This is a genomic window from Pseudomonas protegens (assembly GCF_003363755.1).
Classification (GTDB): domain Bacteria; phylum Pseudomonadota; class Gammaproteobacteria; order Pseudomonadales; family Pseudomonadaceae; genus Aquipseudomonas; species Aquipseudomonas danubii.
Genome location: NZ_CP031396.1, coordinates 4,411,462 through 4,430,163, shown reverse-complemented (window position 1 = coordinate 4,430,163; position 18,702 = coordinate 4,411,462). Strand labels below are relative to the sequence as shown.

The 18,702-nt window shown below is 63.4% G+C and carries 19 protein-coding genes and 1 pseudogene; 9 read left to right on the top strand and 11 right to left on the bottom strand.

Annotation, left to right across the window (positions count from 1 at the left end):
* The first annotated feature begins 64 nt into the window (after positions 1-64).
* Together DWF74_RS30700 and DWF74_RS19980 are read left to right on the top strand one after the other, a co-directional pair.
* Entirely contained in the window at positions 65-613 is a 549-nt protein-coding gene (locus tag DWF74_RS30700) for a hypothetical protein (RefSeq protein WP_240321948.1), read from the top strand.
* Positions 614-697: 84 nt separating this feature from the next.
* Positions 698-1,156, top strand: a complete 459-nt coding sequence (locus DWF74_RS19980) for a hypothetical protein (RefSeq protein ID WP_115581564.1) — start codon at positions 698-700, stop codon at positions 1,154-1,156.
* Between the two features lie 42 nt (positions 1,157-1,198).
* Here DWF74_RS19980 and DWF74_RS19975 read toward each other — a convergent pair whose 3' ends face one another.
* Positions 1,199-1,756, bottom strand: coding sequence for a pesticin C-terminus-like muramidase (locus DWF74_RS19975; RefSeq protein WP_115581563.1), 558 nt, complete (start codon positions 1,754-1,756; stop codon positions 1,199-1,201).
* A 168-nt stretch (positions 1,757-1,924) separates the two neighbouring features.
* Between DWF74_RS19975 and DWF74_RS19970 the strand changes: the two genes are divergently transcribed.
* The 3 genes from DWF74_RS19970 to DWF74_RS19960 all read left to right on the top strand — a co-directional run bounded on the left by DWF74_RS19970 (position 1,925) and on the right by DWF74_RS19960 (position 3,702).
* Positions 1,925-2,308, top strand: coding sequence for a transcriptional regulator (locus DWF74_RS19970; protein ID WP_102861053.1), 384 nt, complete (start codon positions 1,925-1,927; stop codon positions 2,306-2,308).
* Between the two features lie 81 nt (positions 2,309-2,389).
* Entirely contained in the window at positions 2,390-3,046 is a 657-nt protein-coding gene (locus DWF74_RS19965) for a DUF2589 domain-containing protein (RefSeq protein ID WP_102861052.1), read from the top strand.
* Positions 3,047-3,117: 71 nt separating this feature from the next.
* On the top strand, positions 3,118-3,702 hold the full coding sequence (locus tag DWF74_RS19960) for a DUF2589 domain-containing protein (protein ID WP_102861051.1): 585 nt from the start codon (positions 3,118-3,120) through the stop codon (positions 3,700-3,702).
* Between the two features lie 38 nt (positions 3,703-3,740).
* On the opposite strand, the gene DWF74_RS19955 is transcribed toward DWF74_RS19960, so the two are convergent.
* Positions 3,741-4,415 carry a histidine phosphatase family protein gene (locus DWF74_RS19955; protein WP_115581562.1) on the bottom strand — a complete coding sequence of 225 codons (675 nt, stop codon included), beginning with the start codon at positions 4,413-4,415 and terminating at the stop codon, positions 3,741-3,743.
* Positions 4,416-4,773: 358 nt separating this feature from the next.
* On the opposite strand from DWF74_RS19955, the pseudogene DWF74_RS31070 reads away from it, so the two are divergent.
* Both DWF74_RS31070 and DWF74_RS31065 read left to right on the top strand, forming a co-directional pair.
* Positions 4,774-5,787, top strand: a pseudogene (locus DWF74_RS31070) (methyl-accepting chemotaxis protein); the annotation flags it as partial.
* Between the two features lie 42 nt (positions 5,788-5,829).
* Positions 5,830-6,693, top strand: coding sequence for a methyl-accepting chemotaxis protein (locus DWF74_RS31065; RefSeq protein ID WP_372342433.1), 864 nt, complete (start codon positions 5,830-5,832; stop codon positions 6,691-6,693).
* Between the two features lie 73 nt (positions 6,694-6,766).
* Here the strand turns inward: DWF74_RS31065 and DWF74_RS19945 are convergent, their stop codons facing one another.
* The gene (locus DWF74_RS19945; protein ID WP_115581561.1) at positions 6,767-7,204 is read right to left on the bottom strand and encodes a DUF3077 domain-containing protein; all 438 of its coding nucleotides are present in this window, start codon (positions 7,202-7,204) and stop codon (positions 6,767-6,769) included.
* 563 nt (positions 7,205-7,767) lie between these two features.
* Here DWF74_RS19945 and gliR point away from each other — a divergent pair.
* The gene (gene gliR, locus DWF74_RS19940) at positions 7,768-8,796 is read left to right on the top strand and encodes an AraC family transcriptional regulator GliR (protein ID WP_115581560.1); all 1,029 of its coding nucleotides are present in this window, start codon (positions 7,768-7,770) and stop codon (positions 8,794-8,796) included.
* A gap of 6 nt (positions 8,797-8,802) precedes the next feature.
* Here the strand turns inward: gliR and DWF74_RS19935 are convergent, their stop codons facing one another.
* The 8 genes from DWF74_RS19935 to DWF74_RS19900 all read right to left on the bottom strand — a co-directional run bounded on the left by DWF74_RS19935 (position 8,803) and on the right by DWF74_RS19900 (position 18,183).
* Entirely contained in the window at positions 8,803-9,171 is a 369-nt protein-coding gene (locus DWF74_RS19935) for a glyoxalase superfamily protein (protein WP_102861046.1), read from the bottom strand.
* Positions 9,172-9,287: 116 nt separating this feature from the next.
* Positions 9,288-10,754, bottom strand: coding sequence for an N-acyl-D-amino-acid deacylase family protein (locus DWF74_RS19930; protein ID WP_102861045.1), 1,467 nt, complete (start codon positions 10,752-10,754; stop codon positions 9,288-9,290).
* 1 nt (position 10,755) lies between these two features.
* Positions 10,756-11,616, bottom strand: a complete 861-nt coding sequence (locus DWF74_RS19925) for a MurR/RpiR family transcriptional regulator (protein WP_115581559.1) — start codon at positions 11,614-11,616, stop codon at positions 10,756-10,758.
* A complete protein-coding gene (locus DWF74_RS19920; RefSeq protein ID WP_102861043.1) occupies positions 11,617-12,966 on the bottom strand; it encodes a gluconate:H+ symporter in 1,350 nt (449 codons plus the stop codon).
* Between the two features lie 216 nt (positions 12,967-13,182).
* The gene (locus tag DWF74_RS19915) at positions 13,183-14,628 is read right to left on the bottom strand and encodes a SulP family inorganic anion transporter (RefSeq protein WP_115581558.1); all 1,446 of its coding nucleotides are present in this window, start codon (positions 14,626-14,628) and stop codon (positions 13,183-13,185) included.
* A 212-nt stretch (positions 14,629-14,840) separates the two neighbouring features.
* Entirely contained in the window at positions 14,841-16,508 is a 1,668-nt protein-coding gene (gene ggt, locus DWF74_RS19910) for a gamma-glutamyltransferase (RefSeq protein WP_102861041.1), read from the bottom strand.
* Positions 16,509-16,605: 97 nt separating this feature from the next.
* Positions 16,606-17,517 carry a LysR family transcriptional regulator gene (locus DWF74_RS19905; RefSeq protein ID WP_115581557.1) on the bottom strand — a complete coding sequence of 304 codons (912 nt, stop codon included), beginning with the start codon at positions 17,515-17,517 and terminating at the stop codon, positions 16,606-16,608.
* Between the two features lie 75 nt (positions 17,518-17,592).
* Complete coding sequence (locus DWF74_RS19900) at positions 17,593-18,183, bottom strand: NAD(P)H-dependent oxidoreductase (protein ID WP_102861039.1); 591 nt, start codon at positions 18,181-18,183, stop codon at positions 17,593-17,595.
* A 203-nt stretch (positions 18,184-18,386) separates the two neighbouring features.
* On the opposite strand from DWF74_RS19900, the gene DWF74_RS19895 reads away from it, so the two are divergent.
* Positions 18,387-18,701: a putative quinol monooxygenase gene (locus DWF74_RS19895; RefSeq protein ID WP_102861038.1), complete on the top strand. Its 315-nt coding sequence runs from the start codon at positions 18,387-18,389 to the stop codon at positions 18,699-18,701.
* Position 18,702 lies beyond the last annotated feature (1 nt).

Genomic DNA, 18,702 nt, shown 5'->3' with positions numbered 1-18,702 from the left:
CGCTCACCGCCCTTGAAACCATGACTCCTGCCCAACGACGGGCAATCCCCCCAAGGAGTCAGTCATGAGCATCACCGTTACCACCTCTACCCTGGACCAGGCCGTCGCCCAGAAGCGTTTCGACGATGCCTGCCACTATCTGCGCCAATCCGACCTGGCCAACTTCCTGATCGACGAACTGATCGCCGTCAAGGAAGAGCTGATCGTGGAAGTCACCAACTCGTCGGCAGCGGACAAGACCGACCGCTGGATTCCTCCGGCCGCCAACTCCACCACGTCCGCCGGACGCGTGGTGTGGAACCTCAAGTCCCAGGTGTACGCCATCGAGAAAAAATACAAACAGCCGGACCTGAGCAATTTCCAGAAATTCCTCGCGCTGTTCGCCAGTGACCGGGTCGAGCGCCTGTCCCCGGCCCTGGTGCTGATGCATGAGTTGGGGCACGCCTGCCAGTTCCTCACCAACAAGGCCGAGTTCCGCAAGCAACTGGCGGACAAAAACATCCTTGAAGTGGAAAACATCAACGTCAACGCCATCGAGAACACCGTGGCCAAGGAGCTGACGGCGAAAAACAACAAGGAAGGCCTGCGTTGGGATTACCTCGACGCCCGCTGAGCCTTGTCCCCCGGCGATGCCCTGTCGCCGGGGTCCTCCCTGTGTTCATGTCGGGCCCTAGCGGCCTGCAAAAGGAGTTGCCCCATGTTGATTCTGCGTTCACTGATCATCGGCCTGAGCCTGTTGGCCAGCGCCGCCCACGCCCTGGACACCACCAGCACCCCGGCCGAAACCCTGAAGGCCTACGCCGCCACCCTGGGGAGCACCGCCGGCAGCAGCCAATGGCAGCAGCTGTGGAAACGCGCCCGGGACCAGGGCGCTTTCAATAGCGCGGGCGAACAACCGCGCTTCACCATCACCCAGGACAAACTGCCGGACATGGCTCGCACCACCTTGAGCAATGCCAGCAGCGTAACCGCGCAAAACACCACCCAGGCGCTGTACCGCCATGAGTTTGCCACGCCCATCGGCCAGGCCCGGGGCAAGTCCCTCAAGGCGCTGTGCCTGTTGGTGGATTGGCGTTCGCTGCCCACTGGCACCCGGCCCGATGACACCAGCCACATGGGCAGTGCGAGCCTGCTGCAAATCATCCCCTGCCCCTGAAACCGACAAACCGCCCAGGCCGTTAGCCTGGGCGGCAACGGCTCATGAAGCGATCTGCGAGCCCAGCAGATCGGCCTCTTTGCGCCGACGAGTGCCGTAGCTGTCGCCAAAATTGCGCAGGTTGGCCAGGGCACTCTTCCAGTCGCGGGCCACCACCTGGGCCCAGAACTTCGGCGTGCGGCTGGCCAGGTCGCCGTACTGAAAGGCCACCGAGGCGATCACAGTCTGCATCGGTGCCGGCAGTTGGGCGAAATCCACCCCGCTGGCCTTGGCGTAGTTCGCCGCCAGGCGATCGACAAAGGGCGCCTTGAACGCCTCATCGATCAGCTCGGCCTCGTCACTGCCGATGCTCAAGGGCTGGCCATCGAGAAACGCCTTGGCCTTGAGCCCCGTCAGGCCCAGGTAGGGCGTCAAGCGCCGCACCAGATCTGCCGGCAGATTGAGCGCCTGCAAATCCTTCACCCCTCGCTGCCCCAGATCGAAGCCCGTGCCCACCGTGACCCCGCTCTTGCTGTTGGCCGCATCGGGCACATAACCGCGGGTCATGGCACCGCCTTCCAGAGCGGCGATAAAACTGAAATCAATCGCATAGCGTGACATGGATATTTCCTCCTCCAGTTGAAGAAAATCCAGTGCATCACCAGCGACCGATACAACATCAGAATGTAATAGTTCCCTTTAATAGGGGGGAAATTTCCCACTGAACAGAGGACGACACACCTCCTTAGGATCGAACCAGCTGTATTCATAATTCCAAGGAGGTACCAAATGGACGTGAAAGACCTCAGTCTTATCGATATTCGCCAGCTACCCCATTCACTCCAGGCACTCATCGACTGCATCGGCCTGGAAAACGCCTACCGCCTGACACGTGAATACGGCGGCCGTCCCAAGTACATCCCCAAGCACGCCGAGCGCACTTCGCTGGCGCTGATCCTGCCTCCCGATGCTCTCAACGCCCTGATCGAACGCTTCGCCGGACTGGCCCTGGAGATCCCCAAGGCCGACCACTTCTGCCGGCAGATCCGCAACCAGCACATCCAGCTGGAAAGCCTGGGAGGCATCTCCCGTAGCGTCCTGGCGGACAAGTACGGCCTGAGCCTGCGGCAGATCGGCAACATCCGCCGCCTGGAAGCCAACACTCACCGGTAATCGATTCCCGCTGAATCGGCGGCGCGGGCTTGCTTAAGGTGCAAGGGCGCAACTCGCGCATAAACGATAAGGAGATTGACCATGCCAGATATCGACAAGGGCTTGATCGGCGGCGTGATTGCCGCCCTGCCCCTGGACAAGATGATCACCGGTCCGTTGATGGCAATGATCCAGGCGCAGGTCGCCGCGAGCAAAGCCTATGCGGACTTCCTCATGGGTGTGTGTATCCAGAACGGCCAGGCGGTATCGGTGCAGTTCGACTACGACGAAACCCTGGTGGATGACCAGGGCGTCTACAAGGGTACGGTGAAGAAGTCGATGCGCATCCCGCTGCTGGCGGCCATCAGTCACCCCAACATCACCATCGAGGAAGGCTCTATCGAGTTCGAGCTGACCATCAGCCAGATGGCCGAGGACACCAGTTCCACTGAAGCCTCCGGCAGTTTCGAGGCGAAGATGGGCTGGGGCCCGTTCAGTGTTTCGGTCAAGGGTGCGGCGAGCCACAAATCCACGCAGACCCGCAAGACCGACACCCGGGCACGCTACGCCATCAGCACCAAGATCGTCCGCCAGGACCCACCGGAAGCCCTGATGCGGGTGATCGACTTCCTCACCGACGCCGCCACCAAACCGGTGATGCTGCCGAGCGCCACCGCCACCGACACCGACAAGCTGCCCACCGCCAACGCGCTGAAAATGCCCGATGCTCCGGCGCAAAACAGCGGCGACAAGCCCTGACAACCACGTTTGACCCACCCGCCCCGCCGCCACGGCGGGGCACTTCAGCCATCGAACAAGGAGCATGATCCATGGCGTTTTTTTCCCGTCGCAAGGAGCCCATGTCCGCCAGCGACCTGAGCCACATCACCCGTGGCATGCACCAGGCCGCCGCCGCGACCCACAACCTGATCGCCCAGCAATACATCAAGTTGTTCGACCAGTTCTTCGACTACAACGTCAACGACCTGGGTACGCCGATGAAGGCCAAGATGGTCGAGGTGGCCCTCAACGAACAGCACATCATCAACGTCCCGTTGATTGCCCTGGTCTCGCCCAAGGGCCTGGCCCTGCACAAGATGACCGTCGACCTGTCGGTGCGCATGCAGGGCACCGAACTGCAGAAGGCCAGCCACGACCTGGAGAATGGCGAGCTGCAGAGCGAGAAGTTTTTCGTCACCTTCGGCAGCGGCAAGCGCGAAGGCCAGGAGCGCGACCCGGACGAAGTGCAGATCTGCATGGAGTTTCGCGACTGCGAGCCGCCGGAGGCGATCCAGCGCCTGATCGAGGAGTTCACCAATCTGATCAGTCCACAGCGGATCAATGAAGGTCCTGCGCCCGGCGCGCTGGCTCCCGCGGCGCCCCCTCCCGCCGATCCGGACCTGCTGGCCCCCTGAGCCTGATCACCGGCCGCGACGGCCGGCCCCGGGGGCCGTCAGGGCTTGAGGTTTACCGAACGCCAGTCATTGGCCTCGATCATCCCGAGCATCTTCGGCGCCCCGTTGAGGGTATCGGTAGACACAAACAGCGAGGCGCCGTAACCCAGGGTCGGGGTCGACAGTTTCAGTTCCTGCTCCAGTTGGTCCATGCATTCACTGTGGGTCACCAGCACCAGATTGCGGCCAGCGACCTTATGCGCCAGCACGTCGCGCAGCAGGCCGTTCTTGCAGTTGTACAGCCAGTCATCGCCACTGCTGACCTTGCTGAACATATAGCCGGCCGTCTGCGCGGTGCGGGTCAGGGGGCTGTTATAGAGGTCGGTGCGTTCCAGGCCCAACTGCTCGAACTGCGCGCCAATGCTCACCGCCACCTCCCGCGCTCGATCGGTAATGCCATCGGCGGGCCCGAGACAGGTGGCACTGGAGCGATCGCAGCGCTCCACGTGACGCACCAGAACAATCATGTCGCCCTTGGCCCAACTGCGGGTCAAGGCCCTGATCCCGGCCACGTTGCCGTGGGCCAGGTCCGGCACCGCCGCCGGCTTGAGCAGGTACAGACTCAAGGGGAGCAGCAGCACCACGCCCAGCAGCGCCAGTGCGTTCTTGTAACGGACCAGGGAACGCCTAAAGGGCGGACGCTTGGCCACCGCCAGCACGAGTCTTGTAGCCACAGTCCTGCCGCCCTATGAGAGTGATCCGGGGTTTTGAGCAGCGCGTAGCGAGGCTACAGAACCCGGATGACCATTGAGCGCGGCCGGGCACGCTGGCAGCAACCGGACCGACTCTAGAGCGCACACCGTGGGGGAGCGGTGAAATCAATGTGAAAAAAAGCTCAACGCACGGGTGGTTCATCCCGCAAAATAACCGTCCATCGCCGAAAACATTGTCTTGGGACAATGCGGACGAAATCGTTTCAGCTATGGCACATCCCGCCGATACACCCCCTACAAAACACCTTGCTGGTCACCAACAACAACAATCTTCCAGCCAACTCAAGATCAAGAAGAGCTACGTTCCTGGAGGAATTCAATGAGTAGTTGGTTTGCCAACATCAGCGTCAACCTTAAGCTGGGCCTGGGTTTCGGCCTGGTTCTGGCCCTCACCGGCATCCTGGCACTGACCGGCTGGACCAGTCTGGGCAACCTGATCGACCGCAGTAACTGGATGAGCGACATCACCCAGCTCAACAGCGGCCTGACCAAACTGCGGGTCACCCGTCTGCAGTACATGCTGGCCAACGGCGACGAAACCGCCGCCCAGGGCGTGCAGAAGACCCTGGATGATTTCAGCGCCCAGCAGAAAAAACTCCTGGCCACGTTCCAGAGCCCGGAAAATATCAAGCTCCTGCAAGGTCTGGGCGCCACCATCAGCGCTTATCAGGACTCGCTGAACAAGATGCGCAATGCCTACCGCACCGGCGACGCTGCGCGCCTGGCGATGAACCAGAACGCCGAACGCGCCAATGACCTGATCAATGGCATCAACACCTGGGTCAAGCAACTGCCCCTGAGCGACGCGCGCTTCGAACAGTTCCAGGCCATCACCCAGGCCAAGGAAGCCTTCCAACTGGCGCGCTATGAAGTGCGCGGCTACGTCACCACCAACAACCCGGACACCGAACAGAAAGCCGTCACCCAGCTCAACGCGGCCATTGCCGAAATGGATCAGCTCAAGAGCCATTTCAGCAGCACCCAGCGTGATGCCCTGCAACAGCTGGAAACCGCACTGAGCGGCTACCGCAGTTCGTTGCAGGCCTTCAAGGTCGCCTTCACCGACGCCGTGCAGGCGCGCAAGGAAATGACCGAACAGGGCGCCGACATCGTCAGCCGCAGCGACGCCCTGTACCAGATCCAGCTGGAGCGCCGCGACATCGAAAGCGCCCAGGCCCGCAGCCTGCAATTGATCAGCACCCTGCTGGCCCTGCTGGTGGGCGTACTGGCTGCCGTGATCATCACCCGGCAGATCACCCGTCCGCTGCGGGAAACCCTGGCCGTGGTCGAGCGCATCGCTTCGGGCGATCTCACCGAAAACCTGCGGGTCACCCGTCGCGATGAACTGGGCGTGCTGCAACAAGGCATCGTGCGCATGGGCGTGACCCTGCGCGAACTGATCGGTGGCATCCGCGACGGCGTGACCCAGATCGCCAGCGCCGCCGAAGAACTGTCCGCCGTGACCGAAGAAACCAGCGCCGGGGTCAACAGCCAGAAGGTCGAGACCGACCAGGTGGCCACCGCCATGCACGAGATGACTGCCACCGTGCAGGAAGTCGCGCGCAATGCCGAAGAAGCTTCCCAGGCCGCAGCCGCCGCCGACGGCGAAGCCCGCGAAGGCGACAAAGTGGTGGCCCAGGCCATCGAGCAGATCGAGCGCCTGGCCAGCGAAGTGGTGCGTTCCACCGACGCCATGACCGTGCTGCAACAGGAAAGCGACAAGATCGGCAGCGTCATGGACGTGATCAAGGCCGTGGCCGAACAGACCAACCTGCTGGCGCTGAACGCCGCCATCGAAGCCGCCCGTGCCGGTGAAGCCGGTCGTGGTTTTGCCGTGGTCGCCGACGAAGTGCGGGCCCTGGCCCAGCGCACCCAGAAGTCCACCGAAGAGATCGAGGAACTGGTGGCTGGCCTGCAGAACGGCACCCAGCAAGTGGCCACGGTGATGAACAACAGCCGCAGCCTGACCGACAGCAGCGTCGAGCTGACCCGCAAGGCCGGTGCCTCGCTGGAAAGCATCACCCGCACCGTGTCCAACATCCAATCGATGAACCAGCAGATCGCCGCCGCGGCCGAGCAGCAGAGCGCCGTGGCCGAAGAGATCAGCCGCAGCATCATCAACGTGCGCGACGTGTCCGAACAGACCGCCGCCGCCAGCGATGAAACCGCCGCCTCCAGTGTTGAACTGGCGCGCCTGGGCGGCCAGTTGCAGATGATGGTCAGCCACTTCCGCGTCTGATTCGCGGCGCGCCCTTCGGTCCTGTAGCCGCTGCCGCAGGCTGCGACAAGGACCGAAGGGCCTTCCTAGGCCCTCAAGAGCGGCGTCCCCTTCGGGGCCGTTCGCAGCCTGCGGCAGCGGCTACAGAGGGTTGTTCGGCACCGTCGAGCAGCGCATCCACCACCGCCCGCGCCATCTCCACCGAATGAATCATCGACCAGATCAGCCCACGCTCGATGCCGCTGGCACTGGTGATTTCGTCGGCCGTCTCTTCCGCGCACTTGAGCAGCAATGAAACGTGCAGCAGCGCCTCTTCGGCATTGACCCCTTCGCATACCGCAAACAGCGGACGGCCCTCGCCATCCCGGCAACCAAAGCGGGTGCTGCCAGTGGCAGTGAAGTGCTCATGCAAAGGGGGCGAAAGCGCGGTGTTTTGCAGCGCCTGTAGCAAGGTCTTGTTGGGTTCTTCCAGCGCAGTGATCAACTCACGACTGGGTTGCAGAACGGGTGGATCGGGAACGATTTTCTTCACGGCAAAACTCCTGGAGAAGTTGAACCGCCACGCATCGCTACCAAACGATCAAGGTGGCGGCCATACGCAGGTTGGTAGACCGGGACTCCAGGAAACCCAGCGCACACGAGGTGCCCTGCGCACAGCCGCCATAACACGTCGACAGATTAAGGCCTGTCGAAAGTCAGCGGTGCTTGTGCCTGAAGTGATGCGGGCTACCAAACCCGATCGCTGAAATGCAGCGACGGCCGAAGACTAGCCCTGGACATTCGATAGGCACAAGCCATGCAAACAGTTGAAATGTAACGGGTGGATTCTCGCGGAAATGCCCTACAAATCAAAGCGAAAATCCGCCATCAGAGGCAAACTTTATCGCATCCCTGTAGCCGCTGCCGCAGGCTGCGACAAGGCCCGCAGGGCCTTCAGAGGCCCTCAAGGGCGGCGTCCCCTTCGGGGCCGTTCGCAGCCTGCGGCAGCGGCTAAAAGAAGCGGGGGCGCCGGCCATTTACAGCACTTGGGGTTTGCCCTTACCTTTCCCGGTCTGCGTCCTGCTGTCCGAAGGATCTGTCACCAGGAATATCTCGATGCCCAGCCTCGGTTTTACCTCGGTCCCACCCTTGCTCAAATATCTGCTCTATGCCGAGCAATTGGGTATTGCCACGGCGCCGGCGCTAGCGGCGGCGGGGCTTGAAGCCGCGCAGTTGAACGACACCAGCCTGCGCCTGCCGGTGGAGGTGCATGAGCGGTTGCTCGACTACTTCTGCCAGCACTCCGGCGATCCGCTGTTCGGGCTCAATTCGGCGCGCTTCGTCAAACCCAATTCCTGGAATGTGCTGGGCTACATCACCATGAACTGCGCGACCCTGGGCGAAGCCATGGGCCGCATCATGCCGTTCGAAAAACTGGTGGGGGACATGGGCACCAGCCGGGCCGAGGTGGCGGGCGATCAGGTGCGGTTGATCTGGAGCTGTCGTCATCGGCGCCCGGACATTCGCCGGCATCTGGTGGAAAACGTCCTGGCCTCCTGGCTGCTGTATGCGCGCTGGATCGCCGACTCGCAGCTCTCCCCCACTGCGGTGTGGTTCGAGCATTCGCGGCCGGAGTCGGCCGAGGTGGCGCAGTACGAGGCCCTGTTCGGCTGCCCGGTGCTGTTCGGGCAAGCCTGCTCGGCCCTGGTGGCACCGCTGCACTACCTGCAGTTGCCCTTGCGCCAGGCCGATGCGCGGCTGCTCAAGACCCTGGAGGATCACGCCCAGGCGATGATGGCCTCGTTGGCCGATGCGCCCCTGGCGTTGCAGGTGCAGAACGTGTTGCGCCAGTTGCTCAAGGACGGTCTGCCGCGCAAGGAGCAGGTGGCGGAGCAGTTGCAGATGTCCGAACGCACGCTGCAGCGCCAGCTGCAACAGGCCGGCACGTCCTACCAACAGATTCTCGATGACTTGCGCCAGGAGCTGGCCGAGCACTATCTGTGCCACAGCGAGCTGTCGATCCAGGGGATCGCCGATTGCCTGGGCTTTACCGAATCCCGTTCATTTCACCGCAGCTTCAAGAGCCGCACCGGGTTGACCCCGGGACAGTTTCGTCAGACCGCGCTAAGCGCCGGCAAGGCCTGAGCCCGCTCAGACGCTGATGGCGTTGGTGAACACCAGCCGATTGCCGAACGGATCGCTGATGGCCATGTCCTGGCTGCCCCAGGGCATGGCCTGGATCTGCGGATGGGAAAAACGGTACTGCTTGGCCAGCAATTGCTGCTGGAAGGCTTCCAGTTCATCAGTCTCGATCCGCAGCGCCGCGCCCGGGGTGCAATCGCCGTGATGCTCGGACAGGTGCAGCACGCAATCGCCCCGGGATACCTGCATGTACAGCGGGAAGTTGTCCTCGAAGCGGTGCTGCCAATCGAGGTTGAACCCCAGGAAGTCCAGGTAAAACTCCCGGGCCTTGGCTTCATCGAAGATCCGCAGGATAGGGGTGGTTTTGCCAAAGCTCATTGCATGACTCCCTGACTGAAATAGGCCGACTCTACAGGCGGCGATTCCCAGCACTTCGGCGCCGCGCAAGGATTCTTTAATGGCACAGCGCCATCGCTGTGACGAAGATCATAGAATCAGACTGCGAATGTGAAGCCCCGGCGCAAATCCCCCTCCCTCGCTAAGAAACGTCCCGAGCGCTGACCGTTGGCCTGGCCCTCGGCGTAGCTGCGCACGCCATTGACCCAGACCCCGTCGATCCCTTGCGCGGCTTGCTGCGGGTGCTTGAAATCGGCCACGTCGCGCACCCGCGCCGGGTCGAACAGCACCAGGTCGGCCCAATGCCCCTCGCGGATTTCGCCGCGCTGGTGCAGGCCGAATCGCGCCGCCGAAAGCCCGGTCATCTTGTGCACCGCGGTGTGCAGCGGGAACAGGCCCAGGTCGCGGCTGAAGTGGCCCAGTACCCGAGGGAAGGCCCCCCACAACCGTGGATGAGGGAAGGGATCTTCCGGCAGGCCATCGGAGCCGATCATCGACAGCGGATGGGCGAGGATGCGCCGCACGTCGCTTTCATCCATGCCGTAGTACACCGCCCCCGCCGGTTGCAGGCGCTCGGCGGCGACCAGCAGGCTGACGCCCCACTCGTCGGCAATCTCGTTCAGATCACGACCGCCCTGTTCGGGGTGCGGCGTGGACCAGGTGATGGTGATGCGGTACGCATCGGTGACCTGCTTGAGATCCAGGGTCGAAGAGCTGGCGGCGTAGGGATAACAATCGCAGCCCACCGGATGATCCTGGGCCGCCTGTTCCAGGGCCGCCAGCAGTTGCGGGCTGCGTCCCCAGTTGCCGGCCCCGGCGCATTTGAGGTGGGAGACGATCACCGGTGCCCGGGCCGCGCGACCGATCAGGAAGGCTTCGTCCATGGCCTCCAGCACCGGCTCGAACTCGCTGCGCAGGTGGGTGGTGTACACCGCCCCGAACGCCGTCAGTTCCTGGGCCAGTTGCAGCACTTCATCGGTCTCGGCGCAAAACGCGCTGGCATAGGCCAGCCCGCTGGACAGGCCGAGGGCGCCGTCCTCCAGGCTTTCGCGCAGTTGCTCGCGCATGGCCGCGATTTCGCCTGCGCTGGCGGTGCGATGCAGGTCCGAAAGGTGGTTGCTGCGCAGCGCCGTGTGCCCCACCAGGGCCGCGACGTTCACCGCCGGGCGCGCCTCATCCACCGCCGCGCGATAGTCGCGAAAGTGCGGATAGACAAACATCGAGCGCTCGCCCAGCAGGTTCATCGGGTCCGGCGGATCGCCCTTGAGGCTCACCGGCGCAGCGCTGATCCCGCAGTTGCCGACGATCACCGTGGTCACGCCCTGGCTGAGCTTGGGCAGCATCTGCGGCTGGCGGATCACCACGGTGTCGTCGTGGGTGTGCACATCGATGAAGCCCGGAGCCAGAACCCGGCCGCCGGCATCAATCTCGTGCTCGGCGGTGGCCGCGGACAGGTCGCCGATGCGCTGGATGCGACCGTCGCCGATCGCCAGGTCGGCGGGATAGCCCGGGCGGTCGCTGCCGTCGATGATCAGGGCGTTGCGGATCAGCGTGTCGTAGCGCATGTCAGTCTCCCAGGGGCAGGCAGTCGTCGCCGCCCCGGTAATGGTCCAGGGCCAGCTTGATTCGCCGCAGGCGTTCCTGGCTGTCATCGGGCAGGGCCAGGGCCAGCTCGGTGGCCAGCACATCAATGGCCAGCAGCATGCCGTAGCGGGCCGCGGTGGGTTTGTAGATGAACGAGGTTTCGGCGCTGTGCAGAGGCAGCACCACGTCCGCCAGTTGCGCCAGGGGTGACTCGGGCAGGGTGATGGCGAGGATGCCGGCACCGTAGTTGCGGGCCAGGGCCACCGCGTCCAGCAATTCGGGGGTGATGCCGGTCAGGGAACAGGCGATCACAGCGTGTTGCGGCCCCAGGGCGGCGGCGGTCACCCGCATCATCACCGGGTCGTGGCAGGCGGCGATGGGGTAGCCCAGGCGCACCAGGCGCACCTGCAGTTCATCGCTGCACAGCGTCGAGCAGCCGCCCATGCCGAAGGCGTGGATCATCCGTGCGCGCCCCAGCAAGCGCAACGCATCGGCAAACTGCGTTTCCTCGAAACCGGCCAGGTGCTGATGCAGCGCAGACTCGATATCGCCCAGGATCTGCCGGTAGAAACCGGACTGTTCGGGCGCCCCGGCCGGGTCGAGAAAGCGGCTACCGACACCGCTGGCCTGGGCCAGTTGCAAGCGCAGTTGGCGCAAATCGCGGCAACCGACGCTGCGGGCAAAGCGCGACAGGGTGGCGGCGCTGACTTCGGCGCGCTGGGCAAGTTCGTCGAGGCTGGCGGAGGCGGCAAAGCCCACGTCGTCGAGCAGCAAGCGGGCGATCCGCCCTTCCCCGGCGCTGAAGTCATCCAGGCGCGAACGGATCTGATAAAGAATGTCCATCTACAACAGCTCCGCGAGTCCCAGGGTCAGGCCGAAGGCGATCAGCGAAATCAGCGTCTCCAGCACGGTCCAGGTCTTGAAGGTTTGAATGACGGTCATATTGAAGTATTCCTTCACCAGCCAGAAGCCACCGTCGTTGACGTGGGACAGAATCACCGAACCGGCCCCGGTGGCAATCACCAGCAGTTCCGGGTGGGGATACCCCAGGCCGACGGCCACCGGTGCCACCACCCCGGAAGCGGTGGTCAGGGCCACGGTGGCGGAACCGGTGGCGACCCGCATCAACACCGCAAACAGCCAGCCCATCCACAGCGGCGACAGCTGGAATTCATGGGCCAGGCCGACGATCTGCTCGGTGACCCCGGAGTCGATCAGAATCCGGTTCAGGCCACCACCGGCCCCCACCAGCAAGGTGATGCTGGCCGTGGGCGCCAGGCACTCGTTGGTGAACTTGAGGATCGATTCACGGTTGATGCCCTGGGCCAGCCCCAGGGTCCAGAAACTCACCAGGGTGGCCACCAACAGAGCGATCACCGAGTTGCCGATAAACAGCAGGAACTGATTGAGCCCGGTGCCGGGCTCGGCCAGCAGGTTGGCCCAGCCGCCGATCAGCATCAGCACCACCGGCAGCAGGATGGTGAACATGGTCAGGCCAAAGCTGGGCAGGCGCGCCCGGGGTTCGCGAGCAATGAACTGACGCTCCAGGGGGTTCTCGGCCGGCAGATGAATGTGCGGCACGATAAACCGGGCATACACCGGACCGGCGATGATCGCCGTGGGCACGCCGATCAGGATCGCGTACAGCAGGGTCTGCCCCACCGACGCCTGATAGGCCTGCACCGCCAGCATCGCCCCCGGGTGCGGCGGCACCAGAGCGTGGACCACCGACAGCCCGGCGACCATGGGCAGGCCCACCATCAGCAGCGACACCCCCACCCGCCGCGCCACGGTGAAAGCAATGGGGATGAGCAGTACAAAACCCACTTCGAAAAACAGCGGCAGCCCCACCAGAAAGGCGATACAGACCATGGCCCAATGGGCGTTGCGCTCGCCGAAGCGGTCGATCAAGGTCCGCGCCACTTGTTCGGCGCCGCCGGATTCGGCCATCAGCTTGCCGAGCATGGTGCCCAGGGCCACCACCAGGGCGATATGGCCCAGGGTCTTGCCGACCCCGGCTTCATAGGCACCCACCACGCCGGACGGCGGCATGCCGGCCATCAGCGCCAGGCCGACGGACACCAGGGTGATGACGATAAAGGGATTGAGTCGGTAGCGGGCGATCAACACGATCAACGCAATGATGGCGACTGCGGCGTAGCCCAGCAGCCAATAACCCGTTGCGGGAGCCATGGTGTTCTCCTTGAAAACAGCGTCACTTTTGAATGGTTGTGAAACTCTTTAATCACTTAAGGAGTTTTGTTTCAAACCAAGTGAAACTAATTTTCGTAAAGAGGCAGGCCTTGTCGCGAACAGCTATGCAAAAGCGCGAGCGATGAAAATCGGTAGTGGCTATTTTCATCCCCGCGCATTGAAAAACGGGCGAGCGCTGCCACTCGCCCCCGAGCCTCAGTCGTGTTGCACCCGGGCTCGTTTCAGCAGCTTCTTGCAACGCTCCGACAGGTGCAGCACCCGCAGTTGCTTGCCGGCCTTGGCATAGCGCTCGCGCAAGGTTTTCAGGGCGGCGATGGCCGAGTAGTCGACAAAGCTCAGGTGGCGACAGTCGACGGTGACATGCTGTGGATCACCCGCCGGGTCGAACTGATTGAGAAACAGCGTGGTGGAAGCAAAGAACAAAGTGCCGTGCAACTGATAGCGCTTGCTGCCGTCGGCCTCCAGGTGAGCGTCGGCGTACAGCTCCCGGGCCTGCTGCCAGGCGAAGTTCAGCGCCGCGATCACAATGCCGCAGAACACCGCTATGGCCAGGTCGGTGAACACCGTGATCACGCTCACGGCGAGGATCACCAGCACATCGTTCATCGGCACCTTGTTGATCACCCGCAACGAGGCCCAGGCAAAGGTCTGCTGCGACACCACGAACATCACCCCTACCAGGGCCGCTAGGGGAATGCGCTCGATCAGCGGCGACAGGAACAGCACGAACAGCAGGATCAGCCCCCCGGCCACCACCCCGGACAAGCGCCCGCGGCCACCGGAGCTGAGGTTGATCACGGTCTGGCCGATCATCGCGCAGCCGCCCATGCCGCCGAACAGGCCCGAAACCACATTGGCCGCGCCCAGGGCCACGCATTCGCGGTCCGGGTAGCCACGGCTCTCGGTGATTTCGTCGGTGAGGTTCAGGGTCAGCAGGGTTTCCAGCAGGCCAACCATGGCCATCAGCAACGCGTAGGGCGCGATGATGCCCAGGGTATCCAGGTTCCACGGCACCTGGGGCAGCGCCAGGCTCGGCAGACCGCCGGCGATGTGGGCCATGTCCCCCAGGGTGCGGGTCGGCAGGCCCAGCAGGTACACCAATGCGCCGACGCCGAGGATCGCCACCAGGGCCGGTGGCACAGCCCGAGTCAGGCGTGGCAGCAGGTAGACAATGGCCATGGTCAGCGCCACCAGCCCGGCCATCAGGTACAGCGCCTGGCCGCTGAGCCAGTGTTCACCGCTCTTGAAATGCTCCAGCTGGGCCAGGGCAATGACGATTGCCAGGCCGTTGACGAACCCCAGCATCACCGGGTGCGGCACCATGCGCACCAACTTGCCCAGGCGCAGCAGGCCAAAGGCGACCATGACCAGCCCGCCCAGCAACACCGTGGCCAGCAGGTACTGCACCCCGTGCTGCACCACCAGGGCGACGATCACCACCGCCATGGAACCGGCAGCGCCGGAAACCATGCCCGGCCGACCACCGAACAGCGCGGTCAGGGTGCAGATGAAGAAGGCGCCGTACAGGCCCATCAACGGGTTGAGGTGAGCCACCAGGGCGAAGGCGATGCATTCGGGGAGCAAGGCGAAGGAGGTAGTGAGTCCGGCCAGGACATCGGCGCGCAGACGTTTTGCTTTCATGGTTGACCTGATCGACGGACCGGCGGACGCGGTCCTGGGGGAGAGCGGAAAAAGGCGCGCAATGGTACGGAATTGAAGCGCCGCCGAACAGCCGCTCGTCGGCGCGTGAACAACAAAGGTAGGAGCTGGCTTGCCAGCGAAGCGGCGCTCGATCGGGCGCCAGGCTGACGGGCCCGTTCGCCGGAAAGCCGGCTCCTACAGCGATTCAGCGGTTATTTGACGACCTTGCCGACGCCACGACCACGCGGGTCGGAAGCGGTTTCAAGCGCGGTGCCGTTGACCCGGATCGCCTGGATGTCGCCCATCTCCCAGCCCTGGTCTTCCAGGGTGTAGCCCATGGTTTTCAGCTCATCGGCGACCTTGCCGGTGAGCGGCGCATAGGCGTCGTAGTAGATCGTGTCCTTGGGCAACAGCTGGTGATGCACGCGCTGCGCGGCCACGGCCTTTTCCAGGGGCAGGTTGTAGTCATAGAGGTTGTTCAGCACCTGGAAGATCGAGGTGAAGATCCGCGAACCACCGGGGGTACCCAGCACCAGGGTGACCTTGCCGTCGCGAGTCACCAGGCTCGGGCTCATGGACGACAGCATGCGCTTGCCCGGGGCGATGGCGTTGGCATCGCCACCCACCACGCCGAAGGCGTTGGCTACGCCTGGCTTGGCGCTGAAGTCGTCCATTTCGTCATTGAGCAAGAAGCCTGCGCCCTTGACCACCACGCCACTGCCGTAATCCCAGTTCAGGGTGTAGGTGTTGCTCACCGCGTTGCCCTGGGCATCGACGATGGAGAAGTGGGTGGTCTGGTGCGGCTCAAGCCCGGGACGCACTTTCTCGGTGGCCGAGATAGCGTTGGGGTTGACCTCGGCGGCGCGTTTTTTCAGATAGGCCGGGTCGGTCAGTTGCTTGACCGGCACGTCGGAGAACGCCGGGTCGCCCAGGTAGTCGGCACGGTCGGCGAACACGCGCTTTTCGATTTCCGCCAGCAAGTGGATGTACTTGGCCGAGTTCAGCTCGACGCCCTTGAAGTCCGCGGCACGCTCTTCCTTGATGCTGATCAACTGCGCCAGGGCCACCCCGCCGGAGCTGGGTGGCGGTGCGGTGTACAGGGTGTTGCCACGGAAGCTGACCTGCAGCGGCTGGCGCCACTGGACCTTGTAGTCCTGCAGGTCCTGCTTGGTGATCAGGCCCTTGTCGGCCTGCATCTGCGCCACCAGCAAATCGGCGGTCTTGCCGCTGTAGAACTCCTTGGCGCCCTGGTCGGCGATGCGCTCCAGGGTCGCGGCCAGCTCCGGCTGACGGAAGGTTTCACCGGGTTTCATGCTGCCGAAGTAGTCGCCGAAGTTGGTGCTGCCGTTGAACAGCTTCAACGCATCCTCGCGGTACTGGTACTGCTTGTCCGCCACCTTGAAACCGTTTTTCGCGTAGCCCACGGCCGGCGTGATCAACTCGCTCCACGGCAACTTGCCGAATTTCTGGTGGGCTTCCCACAGGCCCATCACGGTGCCCGGCACCCCGGCGGCGCGGGCGCCCACCAGGCTCAGGTTCTCGATCACCTCGCCCTTTTCGTTCAGGTACATGTCCCGGGTCGCGGCCTTGGGCGCGGTTTCCCGGTAGTCGAGGAAGTAGGGTTTGCCATCGACGAACATCGTCATGAAACCGCCGCCGCCGATGTTGCCGGCTTCGGGGTAGGTCACTGCCAGGGCGAAGGCCGTGGCCACCGCGGCGTCCACCGCGTTACCGCCTTTCTTCAGGATCTGCGCCGCGACATCGGCGCCGTACTGGTTGGGCGCTGCCACCGCGCCGCCTTCCAGGGTCACGGCGAAGGCCGAACTGCTGGCGGCGATGGCGGCCGTCAGGGCCAGGGTCTTGAACAACAGGATGCGCATAAGGTCCTTCCTTTTCTTGTTTTTGAACGGCAAGAACATAGGCCTGCTATTGCATTTCGAGCAATCGCCAATCGAAGTACGCTCGTACCAACTGGGCTCAGCCCTGGAACTCGGGGCTGGCGTAGTCCGCGAGCTTGCCCTGGATGAAATCCAGGAAGCACTGGATGCGCAGGGCCAGTTGCGAGTTGCGGTAGTACACCGCGTTGATCGGCTGGCGGTAGCCGCTGTTGAACGAGGCCAGCACCGGTTGCAGGCGCCCGGCGCGGATGTCGTCGATGGTCATGAAATGCGACAGGCAGGCAATCCCCTGCCCCTCCAGCGCCAGGTGGCGCAAGGTCTCGCCACTGGAGGCACTGATGCCCGGCTGGATCTGCCAGCGATCACCGTGCACATGGCGCAACGGCCAGTGGTTGAGGGTTTCGGTCTGGGTGAAGCCGAGCAAGGTGTGTTCGGCCAGTTCGGCCACGCTTTGCGGCGTGCCGTGGCGGACCAGGTAATCGGGGCTGGCGAGGATATGCAGCGGGCTACAGCCCAGGGAGCGGGCATGCAGGGTCGAGTCCGCCAGCACGCCGATGCGGATGGCGATGTCGGTGCTCTGCTCCAGCAGGTCGATGATCAGGTCGTTGCTGTTGAGTTCCAGCTGGATATCCGGGTACAGGCGACGGAACTCGGCCACATGGGGAACGATGGCGTGCAGCATGAAAGGCGATGCGGCGTTGATCCGCAAACGCCCGGACGGATTGCGCTGGCGCGAGGACAGGCGCTCTTCGAGCTCGTCCATCTGGTCGAGAATGCGCTTGGCCTGCTCGAAGAAGTAGCGACCTTCTTCGGTCAGGTCCATGCGTCGAGTGGTGCGGTTGATCAGCGTGGTGTCGAGCTTGGCCTCCAGCCGCGACAAGGTGCGACTGACCGCCGAAGGGGTCTGGGCCAATTGCTCGGCAGCGGCGGAAATCGAACCGCACTCGATGACGCAAACCAAGACTTGCAACTCGTCGGATCGGGCTTTCACAGGAGTCCTTTATCGGCGCGGGTGGGCCCTGGATAAACCGCAGGCCCGCTTCAAGGCGCTCAATAGTAGCCGGATTCAGCCCTGGAGATTGAACACCGCCTTGAGGTGCTCCGCGTAGCGCTGCACGTCGGCTTCGATGTTCGGGCGCTTCATCACGTCGACACAGAGGAAGGTCGGCAAGCCGCGCATGCCGAGGAACTGGTTGGCCTTGTGGAACGGGAAGTACACCGCGTCCACGCCCTTGGCTTCGAAGAAGTCGGTCGGGTCGTCAAAGGCCTGCTGCGGCGCGTTCCAGGTCAGCGACAGCATGTACTGCTTGCCCTGGATCAGGCCGCCGCTGCCGTATTTCTGCGAGGCGTCGGAACGGGTCCGGCCATCGCTGGCGTAGAGGCTGCCGTGGCCTTCGGTGAAGACTTCGTCGATGTACTTCTTGACGATCCACGGCGCGCCCATCCACCAGCCGGGCATCTGGTAGATGATCACGTCGGCCCAGAGAAACTTCGCCACTTCTTCCTGAATGTCGTAGCCCTCGTCGATATGGGTGACCTTGACCTCCAGGCCGCCGCGATCCAGCACCGCCAGGGCGGTGTCGTGCAGGGTGGCGTTGTAACGGCCATCGGAGTGGGCAAATTGTTTGGCGCCATTGAGCAGCAGTACTTTTTTCATGATCCGGCCTCATCGGGGACAGCCCATCGCGCATCGGCAGCGACGGGTTGTGAAGGTTGCAAACGATGGCGGCAGGTTAATCAGGCAGGACGCGGAGAATAAGCCCGGGTTGCTCAAAATACATTTGACTAAAACGCACGAATCGATAGCCGATCTTTGCCCTAGGATCTTCAGCACCTTCCCCGTCAATGAGTGCTTTGCGCATGTCCACGCCCCAGGCCTTTATCCTTCACGCCAAGACCCGTCCCGAGCGCGCCGACGCCTTCCAGGCGTTCTTCCTGAGCCATGTCGCCGCCAGCCGCGCTGAAGCCGGCTGCATCGAGTACCACATGCTGCGGGACCGGGAAGACCCGAGCCTGTTCATCTTCTATGAGGTCTGGGCCTCCCAGGAGGCGCTGGATAGCCACTCTGGCCTGCCGCACATGCAGCAGTTTCTCGACGCGCGCATGGACTACCTGGAGCGCGACTTCGAGATCCGCGCCATCGACATGCTCAGCCCGGCCGCGGCTGGCCGCTGAG

Coding starts and splice junctions, on each gene's coding strand:
- DWF74_RS19920 (WP_102861043.1), bottom strand. CDS start 12,966: ATGGCTCCCGCAACGGGTTATTGGCTGCTGGGCTACGCCGCAGTCGCC.
- DWF74_RS19970 (WP_102861053.1), top strand. CDS start 1,925: ATGGACGTGAAAGACCTCAGTCTTATCGATATTCGCCAGCTACCCCAT.
- DWF74_RS30700 (WP_240321948.1), top strand. CDS start 65: ATGAGCATCACCGTTACCACCTCTACCCTGGACCAGGCCGTCGCCCAG.
- DWF74_RS19925 (WP_115581559.1), bottom strand. CDS start 11,616: ATGGACATTCTTTATCAGATCCGTTCGCGCCTGGATGACTTCAGCGCC.
- DWF74_RS19980 (WP_115581564.1), top strand. CDS start 698: ATGTTGATTCTGCGTTCACTGATCATCGGCCTGAGCCTGTTGGCCAGC.
- DWF74_RS19900 (WP_102861039.1), bottom strand. CDS start 18,183: ATGAAAAAAGTACTGCTGCTCAATGGCGCCAAACAATTTGCCCACTCC.
- DWF74_RS19975 (WP_115581563.1), bottom strand. CDS start 1,756: ATGTCACGCTATGCGATTGATTTCAGTTTTATCGCCGCTCTGGAAGGC.
- DWF74_RS19930 (WP_102861045.1), bottom strand. CDS start 10,754: ATGCGCTACGACACGCTGATCCGCAACGCCCTGATCATCGACGGCAGC.
- DWF74_RS19935 (WP_102861046.1), bottom strand. CDS start 9,171: ATGAGCTTTGGCAAAACCACCCCTATCCTGCGGATCTTCGATGAAGCC.
- ggt (WP_102861041.1), bottom strand. CDS start 16,508: ATGCGCATCCTGTTGTTCAAGACCCTGGCCCTGACGGCCGCCATCGCC.
- DWF74_RS19915 (WP_115581558.1), bottom strand. CDS start 14,628: ATGAAAGCAAAACGTCTGCGCGCCGATGTCCTGGCCGGACTCACTACC.
- DWF74_RS31065 (WP_372342433.1), top strand. CDS start 5,830: ATGGGCGTGACCCTGCGCGAACTGATCGGTGGCATCCGCGACGGCGTG.
- DWF74_RS19895 (WP_102861038.1), top strand. CDS start 18,387: ATGTCCACGCCCCAGGCCTTTATCCTTCACGCCAAGACCCGTCCCGAG.
- gliR (WP_115581560.1), top strand. CDS start 7,768: ATGCCCAGCCTCGGTTTTACCTCGGTCCCACCCTTGCTCAAATATCTG.
- DWF74_RS19965 (WP_102861052.1), top strand. CDS start 2,390: ATGCCAGATATCGACAAGGGCTTGATCGGCGGCGTGATTGCCGCCCTG.
- DWF74_RS19960 (WP_102861051.1), top strand. CDS start 3,118: ATGGCGTTTTTTTCCCGTCGCAAGGAGCCCATGTCCGCCAGCGACCTG.